Origin of the sequence: Nocardia sp. NPDC057227 (genome assembly GCF_042669725.1) — a bacterium.
In the GTDB taxonomy this organism is placed as follows: domain Bacteria; phylum Actinomycetota; class Actinomycetes; order Mycobacteriales; family Mycobacteriaceae; genus Nocardia; species Nocardia asteroides_A.
The window spans coordinates 218,528-244,162 of sequence record NZ_JBHUXA010000008.1 but is presented as its reverse complement, the minus strand read 5'-3'; the positions used below and the strand labels follow the sequence as shown (position 1 = coordinate 244,162).

25 protein-coding genes are annotated in these 25,635 nt (G+C 71.8%); 16 read left to right on the top strand and 9 right to left on the bottom strand.

Annotated elements, in window-relative coordinates; genetic code table 11:
* Position 1 precedes the first annotated feature (1 nt).
* Complete coding sequence (gene radA, locus ACFUJ1_RS14550) at positions 2 to 1,405, bottom strand: DNA repair protein RadA (RefSeq protein ID WP_378645685.1); 1,404 nt, start codon at positions 1,403 to 1,405, stop codon at positions 2 to 4.
* 93 nt (positions 1,406 to 1,498) lie between these two features.
* Positions 1,499 to 2,185: a hypothetical protein gene (locus ACFUJ1_RS14545; RefSeq protein ID WP_378645684.1), complete on the bottom strand. Its 687-nt coding sequence runs from the start codon at positions 2,183 to 2,185 to the stop codon at positions 1,499 to 1,501.
* 360 nt (positions 2,186 to 2,545) lie between these two features.
* On the opposite strand from ACFUJ1_RS14545, the gene ACFUJ1_RS14540 reads away from it, so the two are divergent.
* The 6 genes from ACFUJ1_RS14540 to ACFUJ1_RS14515 all read left to right on the top strand — a co-directional run bounded on the left by ACFUJ1_RS14540 (position 2,546) and on the right by ACFUJ1_RS14515 (position 6,972).
* Positions 2,546 to 3,034 carry a CarD family transcriptional regulator gene (locus ACFUJ1_RS14540; RefSeq protein ID WP_233015683.1) on the top strand — a complete coding sequence of 163 codons (489 nt, stop codon included), beginning with the start codon at positions 2,546 to 2,548 and terminating at the stop codon, positions 3,032 to 3,034.
* A gap of 18 nt (positions 3,035 to 3,052) precedes the next feature.
* Positions 3,053 to 3,736, top strand: coding sequence for a 2-C-methyl-D-erythritol 4-phosphate cytidylyltransferase (ispD, locus tag ACFUJ1_RS14535; protein ID WP_378645682.1), 684 nt, complete (start codon positions 3,053 to 3,055; stop codon positions 3,734 to 3,736).
* A 2-nt stretch (positions 3,737 to 3,738) separates the two neighbouring features.
* Positions 3,739 to 4,203, top strand: a complete 465-nt coding sequence (ispF, locus tag ACFUJ1_RS14530) for a 2-C-methyl-D-erythritol 2,4-cyclodiphosphate synthase (RefSeq protein WP_378645681.1) — start codon at positions 3,739 to 3,741, stop codon at positions 4,201 to 4,203.
* 80 nt (positions 4,204 to 4,283) lie between these two features.
* The gene (gene cysS, locus ACFUJ1_RS14525) at positions 4,284 to 5,687 is read left to right on the top strand and encodes a cysteine--tRNA ligase (protein WP_378645679.1); all 1,404 of its coding nucleotides are present in this window, start codon (positions 4,284 to 4,286) and stop codon (positions 5,685 to 5,687) included.
* Complete coding sequence (gene rlmB, locus ACFUJ1_RS14520) at positions 5,687 to 6,664, top strand: 23S rRNA (guanosine(2251)-2'-O)-methyltransferase RlmB (RefSeq protein WP_378645678.1); 978 nt, start codon at positions 5,687 to 5,689, stop codon at positions 6,662 to 6,664. Before cysS ends, rlmB begins: the two co-directional genes overlap by 1 nt.
* Positions 6,665 to 6,693: 29 nt before the next feature.
* Positions 6,694 to 6,972, top strand: a complete 279-nt coding sequence (locus tag ACFUJ1_RS14515) for a DUF4190 domain-containing protein (protein WP_378645677.1) — start codon at positions 6,694 to 6,696, stop codon at positions 6,970 to 6,972.
* A 35-nt stretch (positions 6,973 to 7,007) separates the two neighbouring features.
* On the opposite strand, the gene ACFUJ1_RS14510 is transcribed toward ACFUJ1_RS14515, so the two are convergent.
* The 7 genes from ACFUJ1_RS14510 to kstR all read right to left on the bottom strand — a co-directional run bounded on the left by ACFUJ1_RS14510 (position 7,008) and on the right by kstR (position 15,417).
* Positions 7,008 to 7,814 (bottom strand): enoyl-CoA hydratase/isomerase family protein, encoded by an 807-nt coding sequence (locus ACFUJ1_RS14510; protein WP_378645675.1) that lies wholly within the window; start codon positions 7,812 to 7,814, stop codon positions 7,008 to 7,010.
* Between the two features lie 67 nt (positions 7,815 to 7,881).
* Positions 7,882 to 9,051, bottom strand: a complete 1,170-nt coding sequence (locus ACFUJ1_RS14505) for an acyl-CoA dehydrogenase family protein (protein ID WP_378645673.1) — start codon at positions 9,049 to 9,051, stop codon at positions 7,882 to 7,884.
* Positions 9,052 to 9,127: 76 nt separating this feature from the next.
* Positions 9,128 to 10,006 (bottom strand): metal ABC transporter permease, encoded by an 879-nt coding sequence (locus tag ACFUJ1_RS14500; protein WP_378645671.1) that lies wholly within the window; start codon positions 10,004 to 10,006, stop codon positions 9,128 to 9,130.
* On the bottom strand, positions 10,003 to 10,893 hold the full coding sequence (locus tag ACFUJ1_RS14495) for a metal ABC transporter ATP-binding protein (RefSeq protein ID WP_378645669.1): 891 nt from the start codon (positions 10,891 to 10,893) through the stop codon (positions 10,003 to 10,005). The genes ACFUJ1_RS14500 and ACFUJ1_RS14495 overlap by 4 nt, the downstream gene beginning before the upstream one ends.
* Positions 10,894 to 10,900: 7 nt before the next feature.
* Positions 10,901 to 11,788: a metal ABC transporter solute-binding protein, Zn/Mn family gene (locus ACFUJ1_RS14490; protein WP_378645668.1), complete on the bottom strand. Its 888-nt coding sequence runs from the start codon at positions 11,786 to 11,788 to the stop codon at positions 10,901 to 10,903.
* Positions 11,789 to 11,918: 130 nt separating this feature from the next.
* Complete coding sequence (gene otsB, locus ACFUJ1_RS14485) at positions 11,919 to 14,489, bottom strand: trehalose-phosphatase (protein WP_378645666.1); 2,571 nt, start codon at positions 14,487 to 14,489, stop codon at positions 11,919 to 11,921.
* 280 nt (positions 14,490 to 14,769) lie between these two features.
* Positions 14,770 to 15,417 carry a cholesterol catabolism transcriptional regulator KstR gene (gene kstR / locus ACFUJ1_RS14480; protein ID WP_233015695.1) on the bottom strand — a complete coding sequence of 216 codons (648 nt, stop codon included), beginning with the start codon at positions 15,415 to 15,417 and terminating at the stop codon, positions 14,770 to 14,772.
* A 113-nt stretch (positions 15,418 to 15,530) separates the two neighbouring features.
* Here kstR and ACFUJ1_RS14475 point away from each other — a divergent pair, with 113 nt between their 5' ends.
* The 10 genes from ACFUJ1_RS14475 to ACFUJ1_RS14430 all read left to right on the top strand — a co-directional run bounded on the left by ACFUJ1_RS14475 (position 15,531) and on the right by ACFUJ1_RS14430 (position 25,622).
* A complete protein-coding gene (locus ACFUJ1_RS14475; RefSeq protein ID WP_378645664.1) occupies positions 15,531 to 17,816 on the top strand; it encodes an acyl-CoA dehydrogenase family protein in 2,286 nt (761 codons plus the stop codon).
* A gap of 14 nt (positions 17,817 to 17,830) precedes the next feature.
* Complete coding sequence (locus tag ACFUJ1_RS14470; protein WP_378645663.1) at positions 17,831 to 18,895, top strand: acyl-CoA dehydrogenase family protein; 1,065 nt, start codon at positions 17,831 to 17,833, stop codon at positions 18,893 to 18,895.
* Positions 18,880 to 20,052 carry an acyl-CoA dehydrogenase family protein gene (locus tag ACFUJ1_RS14465; protein ID WP_378645661.1) on the top strand — a complete coding sequence of 391 codons (1,173 nt, stop codon included), beginning with the start codon at positions 18,880 to 18,882 and terminating at the stop codon, positions 20,050 to 20,052. Before ACFUJ1_RS14470 ends, ACFUJ1_RS14465 begins: the two co-directional genes overlap by 16 nt.
* 14 nt (positions 20,053 to 20,066) lie before the next feature.
* Complete coding sequence (locus ACFUJ1_RS14460) at positions 20,067 to 20,993, top strand: bifunctional MaoC family dehydratase N-terminal/OB-fold nucleic acid binding domain-containing protein (protein ID WP_378645660.1); 927 nt, start codon at positions 20,067 to 20,069, stop codon at positions 20,991 to 20,993.
* Entirely contained in the window at positions 20,990 to 21,385 is a 396-nt protein-coding gene (locus tag ACFUJ1_RS14455; protein WP_378645658.1) for a MaoC family dehydratase, read from the top strand. The genes ACFUJ1_RS14460 and ACFUJ1_RS14455 overlap by 4 nt, the downstream gene beginning before the upstream one ends.
* On the top strand, positions 21,382 to 22,554 hold the full coding sequence (locus tag ACFUJ1_RS14450; protein WP_378645656.1) for a lipid-transfer protein: 1,173 nt from the start codon (positions 21,382 to 21,384) through the stop codon (positions 22,552 to 22,554). Before ACFUJ1_RS14455 ends, ACFUJ1_RS14450 begins: the two co-directional genes overlap by 4 nt.
* Positions 22,555 to 22,563: 9 nt before the next feature.
* On the top strand, positions 22,564 to 23,001 hold the full coding sequence (locus ACFUJ1_RS14445; RefSeq protein WP_378645655.1) for an NUDIX domain-containing protein: 438 nt from the start codon (positions 22,564 to 22,566) through the stop codon (positions 22,999 to 23,001).
* Positions 23,002 to 23,036: 35 nt separating this feature from the next.
* Entirely contained in the window at positions 23,037 to 23,984 is a 948-nt protein-coding gene (gene zapE, locus ACFUJ1_RS14440) for a cell division protein ZapE (protein WP_378645653.1), read from the top strand.
* A gap of 214 nt (positions 23,985 to 24,198) precedes the next feature.
* Complete coding sequence (locus tag ACFUJ1_RS14435) at positions 24,199 to 25,122, top strand: DUF4129 domain-containing protein (RefSeq protein ID WP_378645652.1); 924 nt, start codon at positions 24,199 to 24,201, stop codon at positions 25,120 to 25,122.
* Positions 25,119 to 25,622 (top strand): hypothetical protein, encoded by a 504-nt coding sequence (locus tag ACFUJ1_RS14430; RefSeq protein ID WP_378645650.1) that lies wholly within the window; start codon positions 25,119 to 25,121, stop codon positions 25,620 to 25,622. The genes ACFUJ1_RS14435 and ACFUJ1_RS14430 overlap by 4 nt, the downstream gene beginning before the upstream one ends.
* The last annotated feature ends 13 nt before the right edge of the window (positions 25,623 to 25,635 follow it).

Genomic DNA, 25,635 nt, shown 5'->3' with positions numbered 1-25,635 from the left:
CTCAGCCGACCTCGGCGGGCTCGGCGGGTGCCGAGCGCGCGCGGCGGATCCCGGCCAGCCGCAGCGCCGAGCGCACGTCGGCGACCTCGTGCACCTTCATACCGGTCTTGCGGGCATCGAAGCCGGGCGGAACCAGCGCGGTGGTGAAGCCGAGCCGCTCCGCCTCGGCCAGCCTGCGCGCGGCGTTGGTCACCCGGCGCACCTCGCCCGCCAGCCCGACCTCGCCGAGGATCACCCACCCCGGCGGCAGCGCGACATCCCGCGCCGCGCTCGCCAGCGCCAGCGCGACCGCCAGATCGGCCACCGGCTCGACCAGCCGCATCCCGCCGACGGTGGCGGCGTAGACGTCCTGCTTGCCCACGTACACCCCGCACCGGCTCTGCAGCACGGCCAGGATCATCGACACCCGGTTGTAGTCCAGCCCGCTCACCGCGCGCCGCGGTGCGGGCGCCTGGGTGTCGACGGTGAGCCCCTGCACCTCGCTCACCAGCGGCCGCTTGCCGTCCATGGCGACGGTCACCGCGGTGCCCGGCACGGTGTCTGTGCGGTGGTGCAGGAACAGCCCGGACGGGTCGGCCACCCCGACGATGCCGTCGTCGTGCAGCTCGAAGCAGCCGACCTCGTCGGCGCTGCCGAAGCGGTTCTTCAGCCCGCGCACCATGCGCAGCGTGGTGTTCTTGTCGCCCTCGAACTGCAGCACCACGTCGACCAGGTGCTCCAGCGTGCGCGGCCCGGCGACGCTGCCGTCCTTGGTGACGTGCCCGACCAGCAGCACCGCGACCCCGCTCGCCTTGGCCAGCGAGGTGAGCGCGGCGGCCACCGCGCGCACCTGGCTGACGCCGCCGATCACGCCGTCCTCGGCCGGGGCGATCATGGTCTGCACCGAGTCGACGACGAGCAGCGTCGGCCGCACCTGCTCGACGTGGCCGAGCACGACCGCGAGATCGGACTCGGCGGCCAGGTAGACCCGCTCGTGCACCGCGCCGGTGCGGTCGGCGCGCAGCCGCACCTGCCCGGCCGACTCCTCCGCGGTGACGTACAGCGAGCGCTCGTCCCGCGCCGCGGCCCAGCGGTGCGCGACCTCGAGCAGCAGCGTCGACTTGCCGACCCCCGGCTCGCCGGAGAGCAGCACCACCGACCCGGGAACGACGCCGCCGCCGAGCACCCGGTCCAGCTCGGCAACGCCGGTCGACCTCGCCCTGGTGACCGTGGAGTCGATGCTGGTGAGCGGCGCCGCCGCGGTGGTCGGCAGCATCGCCCTGCGCGCGCCGGGCCCGGCGGCCGCGGCGATCGGCGCGGCCTCCTCCACGGTGCCCCAGGCCCCGCAGCCGGGGCACTTGCCCACCCATTTCGCCACGTCGTGCGAGCACGCGGAGCATCGGAAGGTCGGCTTGAGTTTGGCCACACCGGCACCCTACGGCCGGGTGCCGACAGGCCGCCGAACGCCGACGGCCGCCGCACCGCGAGGTGCGACGGCCGCCGGGGCGTGCGGAAGCGGTCAGTGCCCGCCCGCGCCCTCCTTGGCGGGGCCCGAGAGGTCGGACAGATGCCGGTCGACATACAGCCCGGCATCCACCGGCACCGAGACCTGCACGGTGCCGTTCTCCTTGAAGTTGAACGAGACGGTGTAGGTGAGACCGGGCGAGATCGGCTTGGTCAGCCCGGTGATCTCGATCTTGGCCGGCTTGGCCTCCGGATCGGTGCCGAGCGCAGGAGCGCCCTCGGTGCCGAGACCGGGCACCGCCGTCCCGGAGGGAGCCGGGGTGGTGGTGCTGCTCGTGGCGCCGCCGTGCCCGCCGGGGCTGTGCGCGGCCTCGGCCGCCGCGACCTCGCCTGCGGCGACGACGATCTGGCTCGGCCCGACCACGACCCGGCTCTGCCCGGCGGGCGGGGTGATCCGCACCGGCCCGAGGTCGGTGGTGATGCTGGTCAGCTCGTCGGTGACGGTGCTGCTGTTGTTCACGATGGAGAGCGCGATCACCGCCGAGCCGCCGACCTGGAGGGTCTGCGTCTCCTTCGGGTAGACGATGTGCACGTTGAGCAGGGAGAGCTGGCCGACCTCGGCGTGGCTGCCGTTGATCGCGGCCTTCTGATCGGCGGTCTGCGCGACCTGTCCGGCGCTGCACCCGGTGAGCGCAAGAGCGGCGCCCGCTGCCAGCGCGGCGCAGGCAGTCACAGCTTTCATGGCAATCACGGGTTGTCCTCCATGTCGACCGGGCTCGTCCCTCGAGGGGCAGAGTACTAACTAGGCAGCGTAGTAGTCGAGATCCCGGCCCGGTGCGGCGGGCGGCGGTCAACGCCGGACACGGGGCATCCGGCATCCGTTCGGTAACGGTTCCGCGAAGGGGATTGTGGTCTGCGCGACCCGGCGACTCCGGCGCACGCTCAGGTACTGGCGATATAGCCTACGCGCACAACAGAATGCACACCGTTTCTCGCCTGTCAAGCCCTGTGGTCTGCCCGTTGTGGCCCTGACCTGCACAGTTGATCGCACCGTTATCGAGCCGCATGTTAAACTGTGAACATCGAAAGGGGCACGGGACACATGATTTTTAAGGTCGGAGACACCGTCGTTTACCCCCATCACGGAGCGGCGCTGATCGAAGCAATCGAGACTCGCACCATCAAAGGCGAGCAGAAGGAGTATCTGGTCCTCAAGGTTGCCCAGGGCGATCTCACCGTTCGAGTCCCCGCGGCGAATGCCGAATATGTCGGCGTCCGGGACGTTGTCGGGCAGGAGGGCCTCGATCGGGTCTTCCAGGTCCTGCGCGCGCCGCACACCGAGGAGCCGACCAACTGGTCCCGCCGCTACAAGGCCAACCTGGAGAAGCTCGCCTCCGGCGATGTGAACAAGGTGGCCGAGGTGGTCCGGGATCTCTGGCGTCGTGAGCAGGACCGCGGTCTTTCCGCCGGCGAAAAGAGGATGCTGGCGAAGGCTCGCCAGATTCTCGTGGGCGAGCTGGCACTGGCCGAGGGAACCGACGGCGACAAGGCCGACATCATTCTCGACGAGGTACTCGCCGCGGCTTCCTGACCGCGAGCACATAATTCTGTGAACAACGCCGACCGCGTCGTCGCGTTGGTGCCTGCCGCCGGCCGGGGTGTTCGTCTGGGTGAAACTCTTCCCAAGGCGTTCGTCCCGGTCGGCGGCACGCCCATGATCAAGTTGTCCGTTGACGGGTTGATCGCCTCCGGGGCGGTCGACGGAATCGTCGTGATGGTCCCGCCCGAGCTGGTAGAGAGCGCCGTTGCCCTGCTCCCCGGCTCGGTGCGGGTCGTCGTCGGCGGCGCCGAGCGCACCGATTCGGTGCGCGCCGGGCTGGCCGCCGCGGCCGACGCCACGCATGTGCTCGTGCACGACGCCGCCCGCGCCCTCACCCCGCCCGACCTCGTGCGCCGTGTGGTCGCCGCACTGCGCGCCGGGCACGATGCCGTCATCCCCGCGCTGCCCGTGGTCGACACCGTGAAGAGCGTGGACGGCGCGGGCGTCGTCACCGGCACCCCCGATCGCGCCCGGCTGCGCGCCATCCAGACTCCGCAGGGCTTCGCCGCCGAGCCGCTGCGCCGGGCGTACGCCGATCCGGCGCTCAGCGCCACCGACGACGCAGGCCTGGTCGAGCGGCTCGGCATCGCGGTGCACACCGTCGCGGGCGATCCGCTGGCATTCAAGATCACGACTCCGCTCGATCTGATCCTCGCGGGCGCGGTGCGCGCGGGCGAACGGCAGGTGGTGTGACGATGCGGGTCGGAATCGGCAGCGACGTGCACCCGATCGAGCCGGGCCGCCCGTGCTGGATGGCGGGATTGCTCTTTCCGGACGAGGACGGCTGTTCCGGTCACTCGGACGGCGATGTCGCCGCGCACGCGCTCTGTGACGCATTACTCTCCGCGGCCGGGCTCGGCGATGTCGGCGCCGTCTTCGGCACCGGGCGCCCGGAATGGGCGAATGTCTCCGGGGCCACCATGCTGACCGAGGTCCGCAGGCTGCTCGACGAGGCCGGATTCGCCGTCGCGAATGCCGCGGTGCAGGTGATCGGCAATCGCCCCAAGATCGGCCCGCGCCGGAGCGAGGCGCAGAAGGTGCTCGGCGAACTGCTCGACGCCCCGGTCTCGGTCTCCGGAACCACCACCGACGGGCTCGGGCTCACCGGCCGCGGCGAGGGGATCGCGGCGATCGCCACCGCGCTGCTGCGGCCACGCTGAACCTCCGCGCGCCGTTCGGCGGCGTGTCGAGCGGAGCCGCCGCGACGGCGGGGATTTTATACCAGCTAAGATGAGCGCCCGTGACTCTGCGCCTCTACGACACCGACACGCGGACCATGCGCGATTTCGCGCCACTGGTCCCCGGCCGTGCGTCGGTGTACCTCTGTGGCGCCACCGTGCAGGGTCAGCCGCACATCGGTCACCTCCGCAGCGGAGTCGCCTTCGACATCCTGCGCCGCTGGTTGCAGGCGCAGGGCAACGACGTGCTCTTCATCCGCAACGTCACCGATATCGACGACAAGATCCTGCACAAGGCCGCCGAGGCGGGCCGCCCCTGGTGGGAGTGGGCCGCGACGCACGAGCGCGCCTTCGACGCGGCGTACCGCACCCTCGGCGTGCTCCCGCCGTCGGCCGAGCCGAGGGCCACCGGGCACATCGGGCAGATGATCGAGCTCATGCACCGGCTGATCGACCGCGGCCACGCCTACGCCTCCGACGGCAACGTCTACTTCGACGTGCTCAGCTACCCGCAGTACGGCGAGCTCTCCGGGCACCGGCTGGACGACGTGCACCAGGGCGAGAGCGCGGGCTCGGGCAAGCGCGACCCGCGCGACTTCACGCTCTGGAAGGCGGCCAAGCCCGGTGAGCCGAGCTGGCCGTCGCCGTGGGGCGCGGGCAGGCCCGGCTGGCACCTGGAGTGCTCAGCCATGGCCGAGTACTACCTCGGCGCCGAATTCGACATCCACTGCGGTGGAATGGATCTCATCTTCCCGCACCACGAGAACGAGATCGCCCAGTCCAAGGCCGCCGGTGACGGGTTCGCCCGCTACTGGCTGCACAACGGCTGGGTCACCATGGGCGGCGAGAAGATGTCCAAGTCGCTGGGCAACGTGCTGAGCGTGCCCAACGTGCTGAAGCAGGTGCGCGCCGTCGAGCTGCGCTTCTACCTCGGCAGCGCGCACTACCGCTCCAAACTGGAGTACTCGGACAAGGCGCTGCACGACGCCGCCGCCTCCTACCAGCGCATCGAATCGTTCCTGCTGCGGGTCGCCGAGCGCGGCGGCCCGGTGCCCGCGGCCACCTGGACCGATGCTTTCGCCGACGCGCTCGACGAGGACCTCGCGGTGCCGCGCGCGCTCGCCGAGATCCACCACGTGGTGCACACCGGAAACAAGGCGCTGGAGGGCGGGCAGGCCGAGACCGCGCGCGAACTGGCCGCGCAGGTCCGCGCCATGCTCGCCGTCTTCGGCGTCGACCCCTTCGACCCGCACTGGTTCGCACCGAGCGACTCCGGCGCCGCCACCGGCGCCCTCGACGTCCTGGTGCGCGCCGAACTCGACCGCAGGCAGCAGGCGCGCACCGACCGCGACTGGGCCACCGCCGACGCTGTGCGGGATCGCCTGCAGGCGGCGGGCATCGAGGTCACCGACACCCCCGCGGGCCCCGAGTGGAGCCTCGCCGACGTGCCAGGAAAGGCCGACTGATGGCAGGCAACTCACAGCGCCGCGGCGCTATTCGCAAGGGCGCCACCAAGAAGGGCGCCACCGTCGGCTCCGGCGGGCAGCGCAGGCGCGGGCTGGAGGGGCGCGGGGCCACCCCGCCCGCCGAGGCGCGGACCAAGCATCCCGCCGCCAAGCGGGCGGCGCTCAAGGCGAAGGCGGACGCCAAGGGGCGGCCGGCGGGCAAGGGTGGCCGGACCACCGCAGGGCGCCGGAGTGACGACGGGCCGGAGATGGTGCTCGGGCGGAACCCGGTCGTCGAGTGCCTGCGGGCGGGGGTTCCGGCGTCGGCGCTGTACGTGGCCGTCGGCACCGAGAACGACGAGCGGCTCACGGAGAGCGTGAAGATCGCCGCCGATACCGGGATCTCCATCCTCGAGGTGCCGCGGACGGATCTCGATCGGCTCAGTGCCAACGGGCTGCACCAGGGTGTGGCGTTGCAGGTGCCCGCCTATCGGTACGCGCACCCGGATGATCTGCTGCAGCGGGCCCGGGAGTCGGGTGGGCCCGCGCTGCTCGTGGCGCTGGACAACATCACCGACCCGCGGAACCTCGGGGCCGTCGTCCGGTCCGTGGCGGCGTTCGGGGGGCAGGGCGTGCTGATCCCGCAGCGGCGCAGTGCCGGTGTCACGGCTGTCGCCTGGCGGACCAGTGCCGGGGCCGCCGCTCGGCTGCCCGTCGCTCGGGCCACGAACCTCACTCGCACGCTCAAGGATTGGGCCGGGCGGGGGATCCGGGTCGTCGGGCTCGACGCCGATGGGACCACCACGCTGGACGACTTCGACGGGTCCGATCCGACCGTGGTCGTTGTCGGGTCCGAAGGCAAGGGGCTGTCGCGGCTGGTCCGGGAGAACTGCGACGAGATCCTGAGTATTCCGATGGCGGGGGATGTCGAGTCGCTGAACGCGTCCGTCGCGGCGGGGGTCGTGCTGGCGGAGATTGCGCGGCAGAGGCGGCGGTAAAGGCGGTCGGGGGCCGTAGAATTCGAGCAATGGTGATACCGAACCAGCCGATCGGGCAGCCGGTCGAGCATCCCAACGCCACGGCCATCCTGTTCCTCGGGGCTGTCAGTATTTTGTGCTGTGGGTTGGCTGGGCCTGTGGCGTGGGCCATGGGGCGGCGGGCTCTGGATCAGATCGAGGAGTCCGGGGGGGCTTACGGTGGGCGGGCCCAGGTGGTGGTGGGGTATGTGCTCGGGATCGTGGGGACCGTGCTGATGGTGATCTTCGCGATCCTGTTCGTGTTGATCACGCTCGGCGGGAACGCCTGAGTTGTTCGGCCGTAAGACGCGCGCTGTGCGAGGGGTCAGTCCAGGCTGGGTCTCGGGGGGACGTTGTCTCCCCAGGTGGGCCACTCTTCGGTGAGTTTGCCGGTCCAGGTGGGGCGGCGTTGTTCTTTGAAGGCCGACATGGCCTCGTTGCCGTCGATGCTGTGGGAGACCTGCTGGTTGAGGTCTGTTTCGAGGCGGCCGACCATGTCGGGGGTCATGCCGAGCCCTTCCCAGAGGAGGCGCTTCGACAGGGCTACCGGGAGGGGGGCGGAGCCGCCCGCGATGTCGTGGGCTACCGCCAGGGCAGTCGGGAGGACCTCACCGCCGGGGAGGCAGGTGTTGGCCAAACCCATGGCCTGGGCCTCTTCGCCGTCGAAGGTGCGGCCGGTGAGCATGATGTCGGCGGCGTTCGCCATTCCCACCAGTCTCGGCAGGGTCCAGTGGGCGGAGCCGTCGGCCAGGACGCCTCTGCGCACCTGGTTCAGGCCGTAGATGGCGTCTCTGGCCATGTAGCGGAGGTCGCACTGGAGGGCGAGGGCCAGGCCGATGCCGACGGCATGGCCGTTCACGGCCGCTATCACGGGCTTGCGGACCTTCCAGGGTGGGGGGTCCAGGGTGCCGCTGACCTCGCCGACCCGGCTGGAGAGATCCGCCCCCGCGCAGAACGCGGGTGGCGTGCCGGTGATCACCACCGCGCGGATGGCGTCCTCGGCGTCGCACCGCTGTAGTGCGACGCCGAGTTCGGCGGCCATCCCGGGGGTGAAGGCATTCTGCTGCGCCGGACGATTCAGGGTCAGCACGGCGATGCCCGCGGAGACATCGACGAGCAGTTCCGAACTCATGTCAGACGATGTTAGCCGACGGGGCAACCGGAAACCGGGCGTCCGAACGGGTTGCCCGAAGATCGCCTCAGCGCAGGATCTGGCGACCGATGGCGTACTTGTGCACCTCGGTGGGGCCGTCGTAGAGGCGGAAGGCGCGCATATCGCGGAAGATCATCTCGACAACGCTCTCATCGCTGATCCCGATGCCGCCGAGCACCTGGACGCAGCGATCGGCCACCTTGAACAGCTCCTCCGACACGAACGCCTTGGCGATCGAGCTCTCGTGCCGCGCCTTCTCGCCCCGGTCCATCAGCCAGCAGGCGTGCCAGATGGTCAGCCTGCACTGGTGCAGCGCGATCTCGTTGTCCGCCAGCAGGAACGACACGCCCTGGTGCTCGCCGATCGTCTTCCCGAACGCGGTCCTGGTCTTGGCGTGCGCGACGGCGATGCTCTGCGCCCGCTCGGCCGCGCCCAGCCAGCGCATGCAGTGCGTGAGCCGCGCGGGAGCCAGCCGCAGCTGGGCGTAGCGCAGCGCCTGCCCGGCCGCGCCGAGCAGCGCCTCCCTCGGCAGCGTCAGGTTCTCGAAGCGGACGACGCCGTGGCCCGCCACGTAGTTGCGGTCCATGGTGTTCATGGTCCGCTCGATGACGATGCCCGGCGTGCCGCCCTCGGTGAGGAAGAGCGTCGGCCCCTCCGGCAGGTGCGGGTTGGCGGCGAGCCGGGCCATGATGATCCAGGTCTTGGCGCCGTTCGCGCCGGTGATCAGCCACTTGCGGCCGTTGAGCACGAAGTTCTCGCCGTCGAAGGTGGCCTCGGTGGAGAGCTGCCCCGGGTCCGAACCCGCGCCGTCCGGCTCGGTCATGGCGAAGACCGAGCGCTGGTGCCCGGCGATCACCGGGGCGAGGAACTGGTCGACCTGCCGCGGATTCGCGATCTTGCTCAGCAGGTACATGTTGCCCTCGTCGGGCGCGGCGCAGTTCATCGCGACCGGGCCGAGCGTCGACCACCCCGCCGCCTCGTAGAGCACCGCCTGCTCGGCGTGGGTCAGCCCGCGCCCGCCCAACTCGACCGGGGCCTGCACGGTGAGCAGGTCCGCCGCCCTTGCCAGCTCGACCAGCTCCTGGCGCAGCTCGTCGGTGGGGCCGTGCTGGGTGAGCCGCGGGTCGCGTTCGAACGGGACGATGCTGTCGATCACGAACCGGCGGACGCGATCGCGCTCCGCGGCGAGCTCGGCGGGAATCTCGAAATCGATCATTGCGCACCATTCGGTCGGAGGGAGCCGTGCGCACGAGCATACGAAATCCGGCACGCCTGACTGAAGGCGGTTGCCATCAAACCGCGGCCGGTACCGGACGCCTGCCCGCGCTCCGCCGCCCGACCACCCGGCACACCAGGTAGATGACGAACGAGATGGTGGTGACGAAGGTCGAGACCGGCACTCCGGGCGCGAGTGAGAGCAGGATCCCGCCGACGGCGGCCACCTCGGCGAAGAGCACCGCGAGCACCGTCGCCCGCACCGGGCTCGCGGTCACCTGTGCGGCCGCCGCGGCCGGGGTGATCAGCAGCGCGAGGACCAGCAGCGCGCCGACGATCTGCACGCCGAACGCCGCGGTGATGCCGAGCATGACCGCGAAGACCACCGAGAGCGCGCGCACCGGAACCCCGCGCGCCTGCGCCACCTCCGGATCGGTGCTGGCGAAGAGCAGCGGCCGATAGATCAGCGCCAGCACCGCGAGCACCCCGGCGGTGCAGGCGATCAGCAGCGTCAGCCCGCTGTACCCGACGCTCACCACCTGCCCGGTGAGCAGCGAGAACTTGGAGCCCGCGCGCTCGGGGCCGAGCCACAGGAAGAGCACCGAGAGCCCGAGGCCGAAGGAGAGCACCACCGCGATCACCGAATCGCGCTCGCGCGCCTTGGTGCCGAGCACGCCGAAGAGCACCGCCGCGATCACCGAGCCGACGATGGCCCCGACCCCGACGCCGATCCCGGCGAGCAGCGCGGCGGCCGCGCCGGTGAGTGAGAGCTCGCTGGTGCCGTGCACCGCGAAGGACATCTGCCTGCTCACCACCAGCGGCCCGATCACCCCGGCGAGCAACCCCAGCAGCGCGGCCGCGAGCAGCGCCTGCTGCACGAAGTCGTAGCCGATCAGGTTGGCGGTGGTCGAGAAGTCGAAGGTCTTGGAGAGCACGCCGCCGAGCCGGTCGATCACGCGCGCGCCCCGTTCCGCGCCGCCCCCGGCCCGAACTCCTCGGCGCCGTGGCAGTGCGCGCCCGCGGTGCCGAGCGCGTCCATGGTGTCGCCGGTGCCGACCACGACCAGCCTGCCGCGCACCCGCAGCACCTCGACGTCGGTGCCGTACAGCTCGGAGAGCACCGCGGAGGTCATCACCTCGTCCGGGGTGCCGATCCGGAAGCACCCGTTCACCAGGTAGATCACCCGGTCGACGAGCGGGAGCACCGGGTTGATCTCGTGCGTCACGAAGAGCACGGCGGTGCCGCTGGTCCGCCTGCGGCGGTCGATCAGCTCGGCGACCAGCTGCTGATTGGCCAGGTCCAGGCTGAGCAGCGGCTCGTCGCAGAGCAGCACCCGCGGGTCGCCGACCAGCGCCTGCGCCACCCGCAGCCGCTGCTGCTCGCCGCCGGACATGGATTCCAGCGGGGCGTCGGCGTACCCCTGCGCGCCGACGTCGGCGATGGCGGCGCGCACCCGGCGCGCCCGCTCGGCGCGGTTGCGCAGCCCCAACCCCCAGCGGTGCCCGTCCACCCCGAGCCCGACCAGGTCGACGCCGCGCAGCTGCACCCCGGCGTCGATGGTCTTCTGCTGCGGCACGTAGCCGATGTGCGGATTGCCGGTGCGCGCGGGCGCGCCCGCGACGGTCGCGCTGCCCCGGCTCAGCGCCAGCTGCCCGAGCAGCACCTTGAGCAGCGAGGTCTTCCCCGAGCCGTTCGGCCCGAGCACCACGACGAATTCGCCGGGCGCCACATCCAGGTCGAGCCCCTGCCAGAGGGTCCGCGAGCCGAAGGCGAGCCCGGCGTCGGTGAGCCGGACGGCCGGGGTGATCGCCCGGTCGACCGGGACGCCGGATTCGGTGGTCATACCGTCCTCACGAGGGGCTCACCGCCGCGGCGAGCGCCTCGGCGTTGGCGGTCTGCCAGGCAATGTAATCGACACCGTCGGGCAGGGTTTCGGTCACCTCGAGCACCGGGATGCTGTTCTGCTGCGCGAGGCCGCGCAGGTCCTCGGTGATCCGGCCCTCGGTCTGCACGTTGTACACCAGCACGCGCACCTGCTTGCCGGTGAGCAGGTCCCTGGTGGCGGCGACGGCCGCGGGAGCCGGGTCGGTCTCCTGCTCGATCGCCTCCTGGAACTCCGCCGGAGTCAGGTCGCGCACCTTCGCGGCGCGCAGCAGATAGTAGGCGAGCGGCTCGGTCTGCAGCACCGGGGTGTCCGGGCGCTGGGCGGCGATCCGGTCGGTGACCGCGGTGATGCCCGCCAGCTTGCCCGTGAACTCGGCGGCGCGGTCGGTGTAGCCCTGCGCGTGCTCGGCGTCGATCCTGCCGAGCTCGGCGGCGATCCGGTTCGCGACCGTGGCGACGGTGGTCACGTCGTACCAGACGTGCTCGTTCTCCTCGGACCGGTCGGTGCGCACCGAGTACGCGTCGACCGACGGGGTGTCCCGGCCGTTCAGCGCCTGCTCCACGAACTCGTCGTAGCCGCCGCCGTTGAAGACCACCAGGTCGGCCTCGGCGATCTCGGCGGTCTCGCCCGCCGACGACTCGTGCGAGTGCGGGTCGGCGGAGGGATCGGTGATCAGCGACTCGACCTCGGCGTCCGGCCCCGCGACCGCCGCGGCCACGCTGCCCCACACGTCGGTCGAGGCGACCACCGACGGTTTGCCGGAATCGTCGGAGCTGCCGCAGGCGGTCAGCGCGAACGCCGTCGCCACCCCGACGGCGAGACCGGCGGTGCGAAGGAAGAATCGGGTGGCCACGGGGCTGCTCCTGTGGGTAATGGAAACCGTTTCCGTTTCACTTTAGCAGGGAGATCGACCCGTCGCGCCCCGGGTGCCGGAAATGCGCGAGGCCCGTGCGATCAGCGATCGCACGGGCCTCGGATATGCGTCAGACCAGGACTTCCGCCTGCTGGCTCAGCAGCTGGGCGCAGCGCAGCAGCCCGAGGTGGCTGTACGCCTGCGGGTGGTTGCCCAGCGATCGCTCGGCCACCGGGTCGTACTCCTCGCTGAGCAGCCCGGTCGGCCCGGCCGCGGCGACCAGCTGCGCGAAGAGCGCCTCGGCGTCGGAGCGCTTGCCGATCAGCAGGTACGCCTCGATCAACCAGGCCGCGCAGAGGTGGAAGCCGCCCTCGCCGCCGGGCAGCCCGTCGTCGTGGTGGTACCGGTACACCGTCGCGCCGCTGCGCAGCTCCGCCTCGGTGGCGACCACGGTGGCGTGGAAGCGCGGGTCGGAGGGGTCGATCAGCCCGGAGAGGCCGATGTGCAGGGTGGCGGCGTCCAGGTCGGTGCCCTCGTAGGCGGCGGTGTAGGACTGCACCTCCTCGTTCCAGCCCTTGGTCTTGACCTCGTCGGCGATGGTGTCCCGGAGCACCGGCCACTCGGGGTCGACCGGGCGGTCGAACTTCTGCGCGAGGGTGAGCGCGCGGTCCACCGTCAGCCAGCCCATGACCTTCGAGTACACGTGGTGCCGCGGGTTGCCGCGGATCTCCCAGATGCCGTGGTCCGGCTCCTGCCAGCGCCGCTGCACGGCGGCGACCATGTCCTGCACCAGCTCCCAGTCGGCGTCCGGGAGGGCGCGGGCCGGGTCGGTGATGCCGTGCCTGCCGCGCGCGGCGGCCAGGTTGGCGATCAGGTCCACGATCGGGCCGAACACGTCGAGCTGGACCTGCATGTTGGCCGCGTTGCCGACCCGCACCGGGCGCGAGCCCGCGTAGCCGGGGAGCTGGTCGATGACGGCCTCTGGCGGCAGCGTCTCGCCGTAGATGGTGTAGAGCGGGTGCAGCCGCTCGGGGCCGGGCAGCGTCTCCAGCACCCGGTGCACCCAGGCCAGGTAGGCGTCGGCCTCGCCGACCGAGCCGAGCGAGACCAGCGCCTGCGCGGTGAGCGCGGCATCGCGCAGCCAGCAGTAGCGGTAGTCCCAGTTCCGCACGCCGCCGATGTCCTCGGGCAGCGAGGTGGTCGCCGCGGCCAGGATGGAGCCGGACGGCGCGTGCACCAGGCCGCGCAGGGTGAGCGCGGAGCGCTTCATCAGGTCCGGCTTGAGCGGGGGCAGCTCCAGCCCGGCCGCCCACTCCGACCAGTACTGCTCGGCGAGCGCCCGCCGCTCCGGCTCCGGCGTCATCGCCGGGGTCAGATCCTCGGTGCCGCAGCGCAGTTCGAGCACCACCGGGGCAACCGACGGGTCGACGACGGCGTAGGCGAAATCGTGCGAGCCGTCGCTGCGGATCTCCCACTGCACGCCGGGCGAGCGCAGCACCATCGGGTCGTTGGTGCCGAGCACCCGCAGCCCGGCCGGCTCGGCCTCCATGCTCACCGACACCTGCCCGAACTCCGGGCGCGGGGCGAAGGTGATCACGGCCTTCGCGGTGCCGGTGATGACGCGGGTGAGGTCGGTGCGGTCCGGCGCGACGTCGTGCGGCAGGTAGTCGACGACGCCGAGGCTGGCCCAGCGGGTGTCGACGGTCATGGTGCCGTCCACGTAGCGCTGCGAGAGCGGGAGGCCGGGGCGTTCCGGGGCGATGGTGAAGTGGCCGGCCTGCGGGCCGCCGAGCAGGTGCGCGAAGACCGCGGCGGAGTCCGGCTCGGGGTGGCAGAACCAGGTGACGGTGGCGTCCGGGGTGAGCAGTGCGACCGAGCGCGGGCTGGCCAGCATGGTCAGCCGCTCGATCCGCGGCGCGCTGGCGCCCGCCAGCCAGGTGCGGCGCTCGTCCAGCAGGAAGGCGAGGGCGCGGGAGACGTCCTCGGTGCTGTCCACCCGGTAGCCGGCCAGGCTCTCGCCCGGGCCGACCTTGATCCCCACGTCCGGGCCGGAGAGCACCCGGAACGCCTTCTCGTCGGTGACGTCGTCGCCGAAGAAGACCGCGGCCGACGCGGCCTCCTGGTGCCGGATGGTGTCGAGCGCGTAGCCCTTGTCGGTGGCGACCACCGCGAGCTCGATCACCTCCTTGCCCTCGGTGACCTGGATCCCCACCCAGCAGGCGGCGCCCTGCCGCACCTTGTCGAGCGCGCGCCTGCCCACCTCGGGGTCGGCGTTGCGCACGTGCAGCGCGGAGCTGGCCGGCTTGTTCTCGACGGTGGTGCCCGGGTTCTCCTCGGCGATCGTGCCGAGCTCGGCCTGCACCTCGCGCAGCAACTGCTTCGCGTCGCTGTCGATGGCGTGCACGAAGCCGACGTCGAACTCCGAGCCGTGGCTACCGATCAGCTGCACCTCCACGGGGAGCCGGGAGAGCGCCGCCAGATCGCGCAGGGCCCGGCCGGAGATCACCGCGGCGGTGGTGCCGGTGAGCCCCGCGAGCGCGCGTAGCGCGTTCACCGATTCGCGGTGGGGAAACGCCTCCGCCGGGTCGGACACGATGGGCGCGATGGTCCCGTCGTAGTCCGACGCCACCAACAGCCGCGGCACGCGCGCGACCGTCGACAGAGCACGGCGAAGTTCCAGTGGCAGATCCTGTGCGCTCACGCATCCAACCTTGAGATCGGAGGGGGATGATTCCGGGCGCGGGAAACAATACTGAATCGTCTGCGCCGCGCCCACGCGCGTGCGGTGTTTCCGCCCGCGCCTCACGAACGCCGGTGTACGTGCGCGCGAACGCGGCGGATTCGCACTCGCGCTATCTGTGGTTGTACCCCGTCAGCGGGGTCTTCGCACGGGGAGAAGCTGTGGGCCCGCTCGCAGACGTTCCCGTCCGCACCCCATCGTCCTCGCGCGGGCACACTCCGCGCAACCGTGGAGCGAACGGTCAGATACTGCGTTCGCCGAGGAGCAGGTCGACGGTGAGCTCGAGGCGCTCGCTGACGTCGGTGGCGGAGGCGCGGCGGGTGAGCCAGGCGACCAGGTTGGAGAGCCAGACGTCGCTGATGACCCGGGCGACGGCGAGCTGGCGCTCGGTGGGGTCGCCGTCGTTCATGGCGCGGGCGAAGACCCGGTCCATGACCTTGCCGACCCGGTCCACCTCGGCCGCCGCCGAGGCGTCGGCGAACATGAAGGCGCGGGTCATGGCCTCGGTGAGCAGTGGGTCGCGCTGCATCATCCGGGTGATGTTGGTGAGCAGGGTGTGCATGCGCTCCTGCGGCGAGCCGCCGGAGAGCGGCTTGCGCTTGCCCTCGAACTGCTCGAACTCGCGGGCCAGCGCGGAGACCAGCAGGTGCACCTTGGACGGGAAGTACCGGTAGAGCGTGCCGACCGCGACGTCGGCGCGCTCGGCGACCGCCCGCATCTGCACCGCGTCGTAGCCGCCCTTGGAGGCCAGCGCCAGGGTCGCGTCCAGGATCCGCTTGCGCCGCTCCCGCTGCGCGGCGGAGCTGAGCTCGTCCTCGCTGAGCGTCGTGACCGGTCCGGTACGCGGCGCGCCCGGGTCGGGCTGCTGCGATCGCGAGGGGCTGGCCATCGATGAAACGTCCTTTCGGGCATTGCGCTGCGCGCCGGGCCCGCTCTTGACTTCCGCCCGGCAGAGATATTAGAACATGTTCTAGGTGTGGCAGTCACGCCGGGAAGGCGGTCATGAGTGTGACCATCGCCACCACTGACGAGCACAAAGCCGTCCAGGAGTCGATGCGCGGCTGGTCCGGATCGGTCCGGCCGATTGCAACAATGCGCACCGGCGAGGCCGGATTCTGGCGTGGCTACTGGCCCGCACTGACCGATCTCGGAATCTTCCGGGTCGCGGTCGCGGAGGAGGCGGGCGGCGCCGGCGGGTCGGTGACCGATCTCGCGGTGCTGGTCGAGCAGGCCGCGCACGATCTGGTCGGCGGTCCCGTCCTGACGACGGCGGTGGCCCAGCTGGTCACCGTCGGCGCGCTCGACGAGGAGCTGCCCTGCGGACTGGCGCTCGACGGCATCGGCGGCGCGGAGCAGAGCCTACCCGCCGCCCCCGGCGGCGCCCCGCTCAGCGGGGTCTGGGAGACGGTGCTCGGCGCCACCCCGGATGCCGCCGTGTTGCTGCCGGTCGCCGCCGACGACGGCACGCGCTGGGTGCTGCTCCCGCCGGACACCGAAGGGTTGCGGATCGAGCCGCTCGACTCCGCCGACCCCGGCTCGCCGCTGGCGCGGGTGTACCTCACCGAGGTCGCGGTCCCCGCCGAGCGGGTCTTCCGCTCGCCGTACGCGGTCGGCGACCTGGTGCTCGCGCTGGCGACGGCCGAGCTGGCCGGGATCACCGGCTGGTGCCTGGAGACCGCCGCCGACTACGCGCGGACGCGCACCCAGTTCGGCAGGCAGATCGGGTCGTTCCAGGCGGTCAAGCACATCTGCGCGTGGATGCTCTGCCGCACCGAGCTGATCCGCGCGGTCGCCGCCGACGCCGCCGCCGCGGTGGACGAGGGCGGGGCCGAGCTGCCGATCGCGGCCGCCATCGCGGGCGCCATCTCGCTGGACGCCGCCGTGCAGACGGCCAAGGACTGCATCCAGGTGCTCGGCGGGATCGGCTTCACCTGGGAGCACGACGCGCACTTCTACCTGCGCCGCGCGCTGCTGCTCAAGCAGTTGCTCGGCGGTGGCGAGCGCTGGCGCGCCCGGGTCACCGAGCTGACCCGCGCCGGGCACCGCCGCACTACCGGCGCCGAGCGGATCCTCGCCGCGGACGGAGTGCTTGCCGAAGCGGTCGGACCCGGCACCGTCGCCGGCGGCCCCGCGGCCGCATCCGGTGCGAGCACGGCCGCATCCGGTGGGAGCGCCGCCGGGTCGGGCGCGGCCGCCGACGCTGGTCACCCGGCCGCGGAGGGCGAGATCGCCGCGGTCGGCAGCGAACTCGCCGCAGAAGTAGCCGCCATCGCGGCGCTCCCCGCGGACGAGCAGCGCGCGGCGCTGGCCGAGGCGGGCATGATCATGCCGCACTGGCCGCGCCCGTACGGCCGCGCCGCGAACCCCATGACCGGCCTGATGATCTCGGAGGAGCTGCGCCGCGCAGGCGTCGCCGTCCCCGACCTCACCATCGGCGGCTGGGCCGTCCCCACCCTGCTCCAGCACGGCTCCCCCGAGCAGGTCGAACAGTTCGCCTGGCCAACGCTGCGCGGCGAGATCGTCTGGTGCCAGCTCTTCAGCGAGCCGGAGGCGGGCTCGGACCTGGCCGCCCTGCGCACCACCGCCAAGCGCACCGATGGCGGCTGGCTCCTGCGCGGCCAGAAGGTCTGGACCTCGCTCGCGGACCGGGCGAACTGGGCCATCTGCCTGGCCCGCACCGACCCGGAGGCCCCCAAGCACAAAGGCATCTCGTACTTCGTGCTGAAGATGGACACGCCAGGCCTGGAGATCCGCCCGCTGGTGCAGATCACCGGCGAGGCGCGGTTCAGCGAGGTCTTCCTGGACGATGTCTTCGTCCCGGACGACGGCCTGGTCGGCGACCTGAACAACGGCTGGAAGATCACCCGCGCCACGCTCGCCGCCGAGCGGGTCGCCATGAGCGGCAGCGGAATCGGCGCCGCGCTGGAGGAGCTGGTCGCCAAGCTCCCGGCGACCGGCCCCGGCGCGGAGTTGCGCAACGACAAACTGGGCGCGCTGATCTCGGACGCGATCGCCGGATTGCTGCTGGAACAGCACGCCGCCGTGCGCATGCTCACCGGTTCCGACCCGTCGGCGCAGAGCAGTGTGCGCAAACTGGTGGGTGTACGGCATCGCCAGGCGGTCGCGGAGTTCGCGGTCGAGGTGGCGGGCACGGTCGGCGCGCAGGAGACCGCTGAGGTCAAGGAGTTCCTGCTCACCCGGTGCCTGTCCATCGCGGGCGGCACCGAGCAGATCCTGCTGACCGTCGCCGGTGAGCGGATCCTCGGGCTGCCGAGAGAGCAGACGTAGGGACGGGGACGAACGTGGATTTCACCAGGGACGAGAGTCAGGACGCGATCGCCGAGGTGGTCGTGAGCCTGCTGGAGCGCAACGCGGCGCGGGACTTCGAGCTGTGGCCGCGGCTGGTCGATTCCGGCCTGCTCGCGGTGCCGCTGCCGGAGAAGCTCGGCGGCGCGGGCATGGGGCTTGCCGAGGTGTCGGTGCTGCTCACCGAGCTGTCCACCGACGCGGTCGCGGTACCGGCGCTGCCGACGCTCGGCTTCGGCGTCGTGCCGCTGCTCGACGTCCTGCCGGACGAGCTGGCGGAGCGGGTCTTCGGCGCGGTCGCCGATGGCGCGGTGCTCACCGCCGCGCTCAGCGAACAGGCGGCGCCGTTCACCGTGCAGCCGGAGACCAGCGCGGTGGCCGAGGGCGGCTCGGTGGTGCTCACCGGGCACAAGGTGGCGGTGCCCTATGCGGCGGAGGCGCGCTGGCTGCTGATCCCCACCGACGCCGGGGTCGCGCTGGTCGAGGCGGGCACCCCCGGCCTGGAGCTGACCCCGAGCCCGGCCTCCGGCGGCAACCCGGAGGCGACGGTCCGGCTGACCGGCGTCACCATCCCCGCGGCGCAGCTGCTCGCGCTGCCGCTGCCGGTGCTGCACCGGGCCGCGGTGGCCGCCATCGGCTCGGTGACCGACGGGTTGCTGCGCGGCGCGCTCGCGCTCACCGCGGAGCACGTCCGGGTGCGGCACCAGTTCGGCAGGCCGCTGGCCCAGTTCCAGGCCGTTGCCCAGCAGATCGCCGATCTGTACGTGGTCTCGCGCACCGTCGGCGCCGCCGCGCAGTCGGCCAACTGGGCGCTGGCCCAGGACGATTCGAGCCCGGAGCACCTGGAGCGGATCGACGACGACCTGGAGGTGCTCGCGTACACGGTCGCGTCCGAGCTGCCCGCCGCCATGCAGAAGTGTCACCACCTGCACGGCGGGCTCGGCGTGGACATCACCCATCCCATGCACCGCTACTACTCACAGGCCAAGGACCTTGCCCGCTGGCTCGGCGGCGCGTCCTTCCGTCTCGAGCGATTGGGGGCCAGATGTACATCGACCTGACCATCGAGCAACGCAGGCTGCGCGCCGAACTGCGCGCGTACTTCGCCGATCTGGTGACGCCGCAGGAGCACGCCGAGATGGCGGTGAATCGGCACGGCGACGCCTACCGCGCCGTCGTGCGCCGGATGGGCCGGGACGGCCGGCTTGGCGTCGGCTGGCCCAAGGAGTACGGCGGCGGCGGCTTCGGCGCCGTCGAACAGCAGATCTTCTACAACGAAGCCGTGCGCGCCGACGTGCCGCTGCCGCTGGTCACGCTGCTCACCGTCGGCCCGACGCTGCAGAGCTACGGCACCGAGGAGCAGAAGCAGAAGTTTCTGCCCGGCATCCTCTCCGGCGACATCCACTTCGCCATCGGCTACTCCGAGCCGGACGCGGGCACCGACCTCGCGGCGCTGCGCACCGGCGCGGTCCGCGACGAGGCCACCGGCGACTGGGTCGTGAACGGCCAGAAGGTCTTCACCACCGGCGCGCACGAGGCCGACTTCATCTGGCTGGCCGCCCGCACCGGCAGCCAGGAGTCGCGGCACCGCGGCATCACGATCCTGATCGTCGACACCACCGACCCCGGCTACTCGTGGACGCCGATCATCACCAGCGACGGCGCGCACCACACCAACGCCACCTACTTCGACAATGTCCGGGTTCCGGCCGGGATGCTGGTCGGCGAGGTGGACCGGGGCTGGCGGCTGATCACCACCCAGCTCAACCACGAGCGGGTCGGGCTCGGGCCGTCCGGCAAGATCGAGCAGCTCTACGACCGGGTGCGCGACTGGGCGCGGCCGCGCGGCGTGCTCGGCAAGCCGGACGTGCAGCGCTCGCTGGGCCGGATGCACGCCATGGCGCGGCTCAACGAGCTGCTGAACTGGCAGGTCGCGGCCTCCGCCGACCGCGCGGACGCAGACCCCAACGACGTGATCGCCGACGCCTCGGCCACCAAGGTGTACTCCACCGAGGCGCTGCAGGAGGCGGGCAGGCTGGCCGAGGAGATCGTCGGCGGCCACGGCGACCCGGCCGAGCCGGAGACCGCCGAGCTGCTCACCTGGCTGGACCGGCGGACCAAACAGAACCTGGTGGTGACCTTCGGCGGTGGCGTCAACGAGGTCATGCGCGAACTCGTCGCCTCCTCGGGGCTGAAGCTGCCCCGGGTGCCCCGGTAACGAAGGGAAGCTGCGTGAGTACTCCGGAGGCAATCCGTGCCGCCGCCGAGGAGATCAGGGCCAGGGGCGAGTCGTCGCCGCGGGCCGGGCGCGACCCGGTGAACCGGCCGATGATCAACAACTGGGTCGAGGCGCTCGGCGACCGCAACCCGATCTACGTCGACGACGCGGCCGCCCGCGCCGCCGGGCACCCCGGCATCGTCGCCCCGCCCGCCATGGCCCAGGTCTGGACCATGCTCGGGCTGACCGGCGACCGCCCGGCCGACGACCCGATGACGGCCACCAACGAACTGCTCGACGCCGCAGGCTTCACCTCTGTCGTCGCCACCAACTGCGAGCAGACCTACCACCGCTACCTGGTCCCCGGTGAGCAGGTGACCGTCACCAGCAGGCTGGACGAGGTGGTCGGCCCGAAGCGCACCGGGCTCGGCGACGGCTGGTTCCTCACCTACACCATCACCTGGCGGGTGGGCGACGAGGTTGTCACCGAAATGCTCTGGCGGCTGCTGAAATTCGCGCCGGGAGCGGCGAAACCGGCCGTCGACGAGGGGCAGCGGGTGAAGCCGCTGGTCTCCCAGGACACCGAGTTCTTCTGGGCCGGAACGAAAGCGGGCGAGCTGCGGATCCAGCGGAAGCCGGACGGCACGCTGCAGCACCCGCCGATCCCCGCCATCTGGCAGGACAAGACCGAACCGGTCGACTACGTGGTGGCGAGTGGCCGCGGCACGGTGTTCAGCTACGTCGTGCACCACGCGCCCAAGGTGCCCGGCCGGACGCTGCCCTTCGTGGTGGCGCTGGTCGAGCTGGAGGAAGGGGTGCGGATGCTCGGCGAACTGCGCGGCATCGAACCGGATCGGGTGACCGTGGACCTGAAGGTCGAGGCGGGCTTCGAGCAGCTCGACGACGACACCGTGCTCCCGTACTGGCAGGTGCTCTCGTGAGCGTCGAAGTCGGTACCGTGCTGCCGGAGCTGGCGATCCACGCCGACCCCACCTTCGTGATCAGCACCGCGTTGGCCACCCGTGATTTCCAGGACGTGCACCACGACCGGGACAAGGCGGTGGCGCGCGGGTCGAAGGACATCTTCGTCAATATCCTCACCGACACCGGGCTGGTGCAGCGCTTCGTCACCGACTGGGCCGGGCCGGAGGCCATCGTGCGCTCCATCAAGCTGCGGCTCGGCGTCCCGCTGTACGCGGGCGACACCCTGACCCTGCGCGGCGAGGTCACCGCGGTCGACGGCGACGACGTGCACCTCGCGGTGACCGGCAGCGACTCCCTCGGCGATCACATCACGGCGAAGGTCGTCATCACGAAGGGGAATCCGGCATGAGCGGCTTGTCAGGGAAGGCCGCGATCGCCGGGATCGGCGCCACCGACTTCTCCAAGGAGTCCGGCCGCAGCGAGCTGCGCTTGGCCGCAGAGGCGGTGACCGCCGCGCTCGCCGACGCCGGGCTCACCCCCGCCGACGTCGACGGCCTCACCACCTTCACCATGGACACCAATCTGCAGGTGGCGGTGGCGCGGGCGGTCGGGATCCCGCGGCTCACCTTCTTCAGCCACATCGGCTACGGCGGCGGCGCGGCCTGCGCCACGGTGCAGCAGGCGGCCATGGCGGTGGCGACCGGGGTGGCCGACGTGGTGGTGGCGTACCGGGCCTTCAACGAGCGCTCGGTGTCGCGGTTCGGGCAGTTCTCCAGCTCGCTGGCGGCGGCGCCGACGTCGTCCGGGATCGACGCCGGGTGGTCGTACCCGCACGGGCTCGGCACCCCGGCGGCGCAGGTCGCCATGGTGGCGCGGCGGTACATGCACGTGTACGGGGCGACCAGCGCGGACTTCGGGCGGGTCGCGGTGGCCGACCGCAAGCACGCGGCGGTGAACCCGAACGCCTTCTTCCACGGCAAGCCGATCACGCTGGACGACCACCAGAACTCGCGCTGGATCGCCGAGCCGCTGCACCTGCTCGACTGCTGCCAGGAATCGGACGGCGGGGTCGCGCTGGTGATCGTCAGCGCCGAGCGGGCGAAGACGCTGCCCAACCCGGCCGCGGTGATCACCGCCGCCGCCCAGGGGAGCGGCGCCGACCAGTACGTGATGACCAGCTACTACCGGGACGCGCTCACCGGGCTGCCGGAGATGGGGCTGGTCGGCGACCAGCTCTGGGCGCAGAGCGGGCTTCGCCCGGACGATATCCAGACGGCGGTGCTCTACGACCACTTCACGCCGTTCGTGCTCATGCAGCTGGAGGAGCTGGGGTTCTGCGGGCGCGGGGAGGCGCGGGACTTCATCGCCGACGGTGCGATCGAGCTCGGCGGGCGATTGCCGTTGAACACGCACGGCGGGCAGTTGGGGGAGGCGTACATCCACGGGATGAACGGGATCGCCGAGGGGGTGCGGCAGCTGCGGGGCACCTCGGTGAACCAGGTGCCGGATGTGCGAAACGTCCTGGTCACCGCTGGCACAGGGGTGCCGACCTCGGGGCTGATCCTCAGCGCGGCGTAGGTTGCCGGGGTGATCACCCGGCACCTGATCGACGTGCACACCCTGCTCACCAGGCAGGACGAGATCCTGCTGAGCCTGCGCCGCAGCGGCGACGAGTTCGACGCCCGCTGGCACCTGCCCGCGGGCAAACTCGAGGCGGGCGAGCCCGCGGCGCGCGGTGCGGCCAGGGAGGCGGCCGAGGAGACCGGGGTCGAGATCGACCCCGCCGACCTGCGCCTGGTGCACACCGCGCACGTGGTGAGCCCGACAGGGGATTCCCGCCTCGGCCTCTTCTTCCACACCGAGCGCTGGTCCGGCACCCCGGAGAACCGCGAACCGGACAAGAGCTACGAACTCCGCTGGTTCCCGCTCGACGCCCTCCCGGACGACCTCATCCGCTACCCGGCGCTCGGCATCGCCGGCTGGCGCGCGGGCGTTCCCTACAGCGAATACGGCTGGACGGAGTAGCGGTCAGCTGCCCCGATGCGTTAGAACCGGAAGCGATGCCCGAACCGACGCTCGACCCCGCGCAGCGTGCGGCCGCCGATGCCCTCGACGCCCTGCTCGACCGCCGCGGTCGCGTGCGCAAACCCGGCGGCCCCCGCCCGGCGGGCGTCTACCTGCACGGCCGCCCCGGCCGCGGCAAGACCATGCTCATGGACCGCTTCTTCGCCGCCACCTCCTCGAAGCACAAGGCGCGGCTGCACTTCCACCGCTTCTTCGCCGAGCTGAGCGCCGCCGTCCGGATCACCGGCTCCATGCGCACCGCGGTCGACATGGTGGTCGGCGACGTCGACCTGCTCTGCTTCGACGAGTTCCACGTGCACGACGTCGGTGACGGCATGCTCATCGCCCGCCTGCTCGACGTGCTCTTCACCCGCCGCGTCCTGGTAATCGTCACAGCGAACCAGCCCCCGGCCGAACTGCTGCCTGACCCGATCTTCCACGAGGGGTTCGAGCCGACCATCGCGCTCATCACCGAACGCCTCACCGTGCTCGCCGTGGACGGCCCGCGCGACTACCGCTCCGGCGGCCACCGCGCCACCGGCGGATTCGCCGGCGGCAGCTACCTCGTCACCGGCGTCCTGCCCGAACTGCCGTCGCCCGGCCGCCCGCTCCGCCGCGCCCTTCGCCCGGTCCCCACCGACGACGGCGTCGCCCTGACCTTCACCGCCGTCTGCGGCGACGCCGGTGCCGCCGCCGACTACCTCGCCCTGGTCGCGGCCCATCCGCGCATCACGCTCACCGGCCTCCCCCCGCTGCGCCTGGTGCCGCCGACCTGGGCCGCGCGCCTGGTCACCTTCGTCGACGTGCTGCACGACGCGGGCGCGCACCTGACCGTCGAGGCGACCGTCCCGCCCGCCGAACTCGCCGCGGACGCCGGTCCGATCCCCGGCCTGGCCCGCATGCTCAGCAGACTCGGCGAACTGACACCTGTTCCAGCCTCCTGAGACAGTGGAGTGAGATTCCACAGAAGACGCCGGTGCGGTTTGTGGCCGAACCCGACCAGTCCGCAAGATCGCTGGTGAGAGCGGTTTGTGAGCCCTCCGGATGTCACCGATTCGGACTCGAGCGGACCACCCGGCATGTAACTATGTGGGCGAATTCGGTGTGATCGGGGTTGGTGAACTGAACGTGGCAAGGGCGCGAGCGCCGATCGCACGCGTGGTCGTATCGATCGCGCTGCTCTGCTGTACCGTCGTCGCGCTCCGCGGCCACCTGCCTGGTGCCGAGGCGGCGCGTCCGCCGGAGCCGGGCGCGCCGTCCGCGCTCACCCTCGCGCTCATGCCGGTGCTGCTCACCGTCTCGGTGGTGATCCTGACCGCCGGGGTGATCGCCTCCAGGCACCGGCTGCCGCTCGCAGTGCCCGAGCCCGAGCGCGACGTGGAGCGCGAGCTCGGCAAGCTGGGGCCGATCGGGGTGCTCGTGGTCGCCGGGCTGGCGCTGCTCGCCATGTCGCTCGCGGTCGGATCGGTGGCCTACCTGCTGCGCGCCACCGCGCCGGAGGAGGAGCCCGGCCCCGTCGTGCTGCCGCCGTCGCCGACCGGCACCGCCCCGCTCACCACCGACGCCCCGCCCCCCGACCCCGGCTCGGCACCGCTCGGCCTGGACGGCACCGCGCTGCTGCTCACCGCCGTCACCGCCGCCGTGTTGCTCGGCGCCGCGCTGATCGGGCTGATCGTGGTGCTCTTCTCCGGCCCGCAGGCCCGCAGGCGGGTGATCGTGGCGCCGCCGGAGCCGGAGACGCCGAACACCATCGACTCGCTGGCCCGCGCCGCCGAGATGGGGCTGGCCGCCATGAACGCCCCCGGCCAGGACGCCCGCACCGCCATCATCGCCTGCTACGTGGCGATGGAGCGCGGCCTCTCCGCCGACCGCGCCGCCGCCCCGCTCGCCTCCGACACCCCCATGGAGGTGCTGGCGCGCGCCTTCGAGCACGGCGCGCTGCGCGACGCGTCGGCCCGCGAGCTGGTCGCCATGTTCGAGGAGGCGCGGTTCAGCCCGCACTCCATGCTGGAGTGGCAGCGCATGCGCGCCGAGCAGCTGCTCCGGGTCGTCCTGGCCGACCTGCAGGGGGAGATGGCATGAACCGTGCTGGTGCGGTGGCGGCGGGCGCGGTTTTCGTCCTCGTCGTCGAGCTGATCGCCTTCCGGGTAGCCCGCGGGCAGGCGCTGATCGTCGCGGCGATCCCGCTGGCGCTGGTGCTGTGGATGCTGGCCAGGTGGTGGCTGAGCGAGCGGCAACCGTTCAGCGAACCGGCGCTGCCGCCGGACGAGATGGAGAACGGCCCGGCCGAGATGCTGGAGCGCTGGCACGCGCGGGCGACCGTGCTCGCCGACCGCGCCGACGGGACAAGGGCCGACTGGGACAAGCACCTGCGTCCCATGCTGGCCAAGGAGTTCGAACTCTCCACCGGGCTGCGGATCGCCAAGAACCGGAGAGCCACCGAGGCTGCGGGATTGCAGCAGTTCGGTCCGGAGCTGTGGCGATGGGTGGACCCGACCGATTCGGCGACTCGCGACCATGTCGGTCGCGCGCCCGGGCGGGCGGCGCTGGACGAGATCCTGCGCCGATTGCAGCGGTTGTGACAATGGGGTCGAG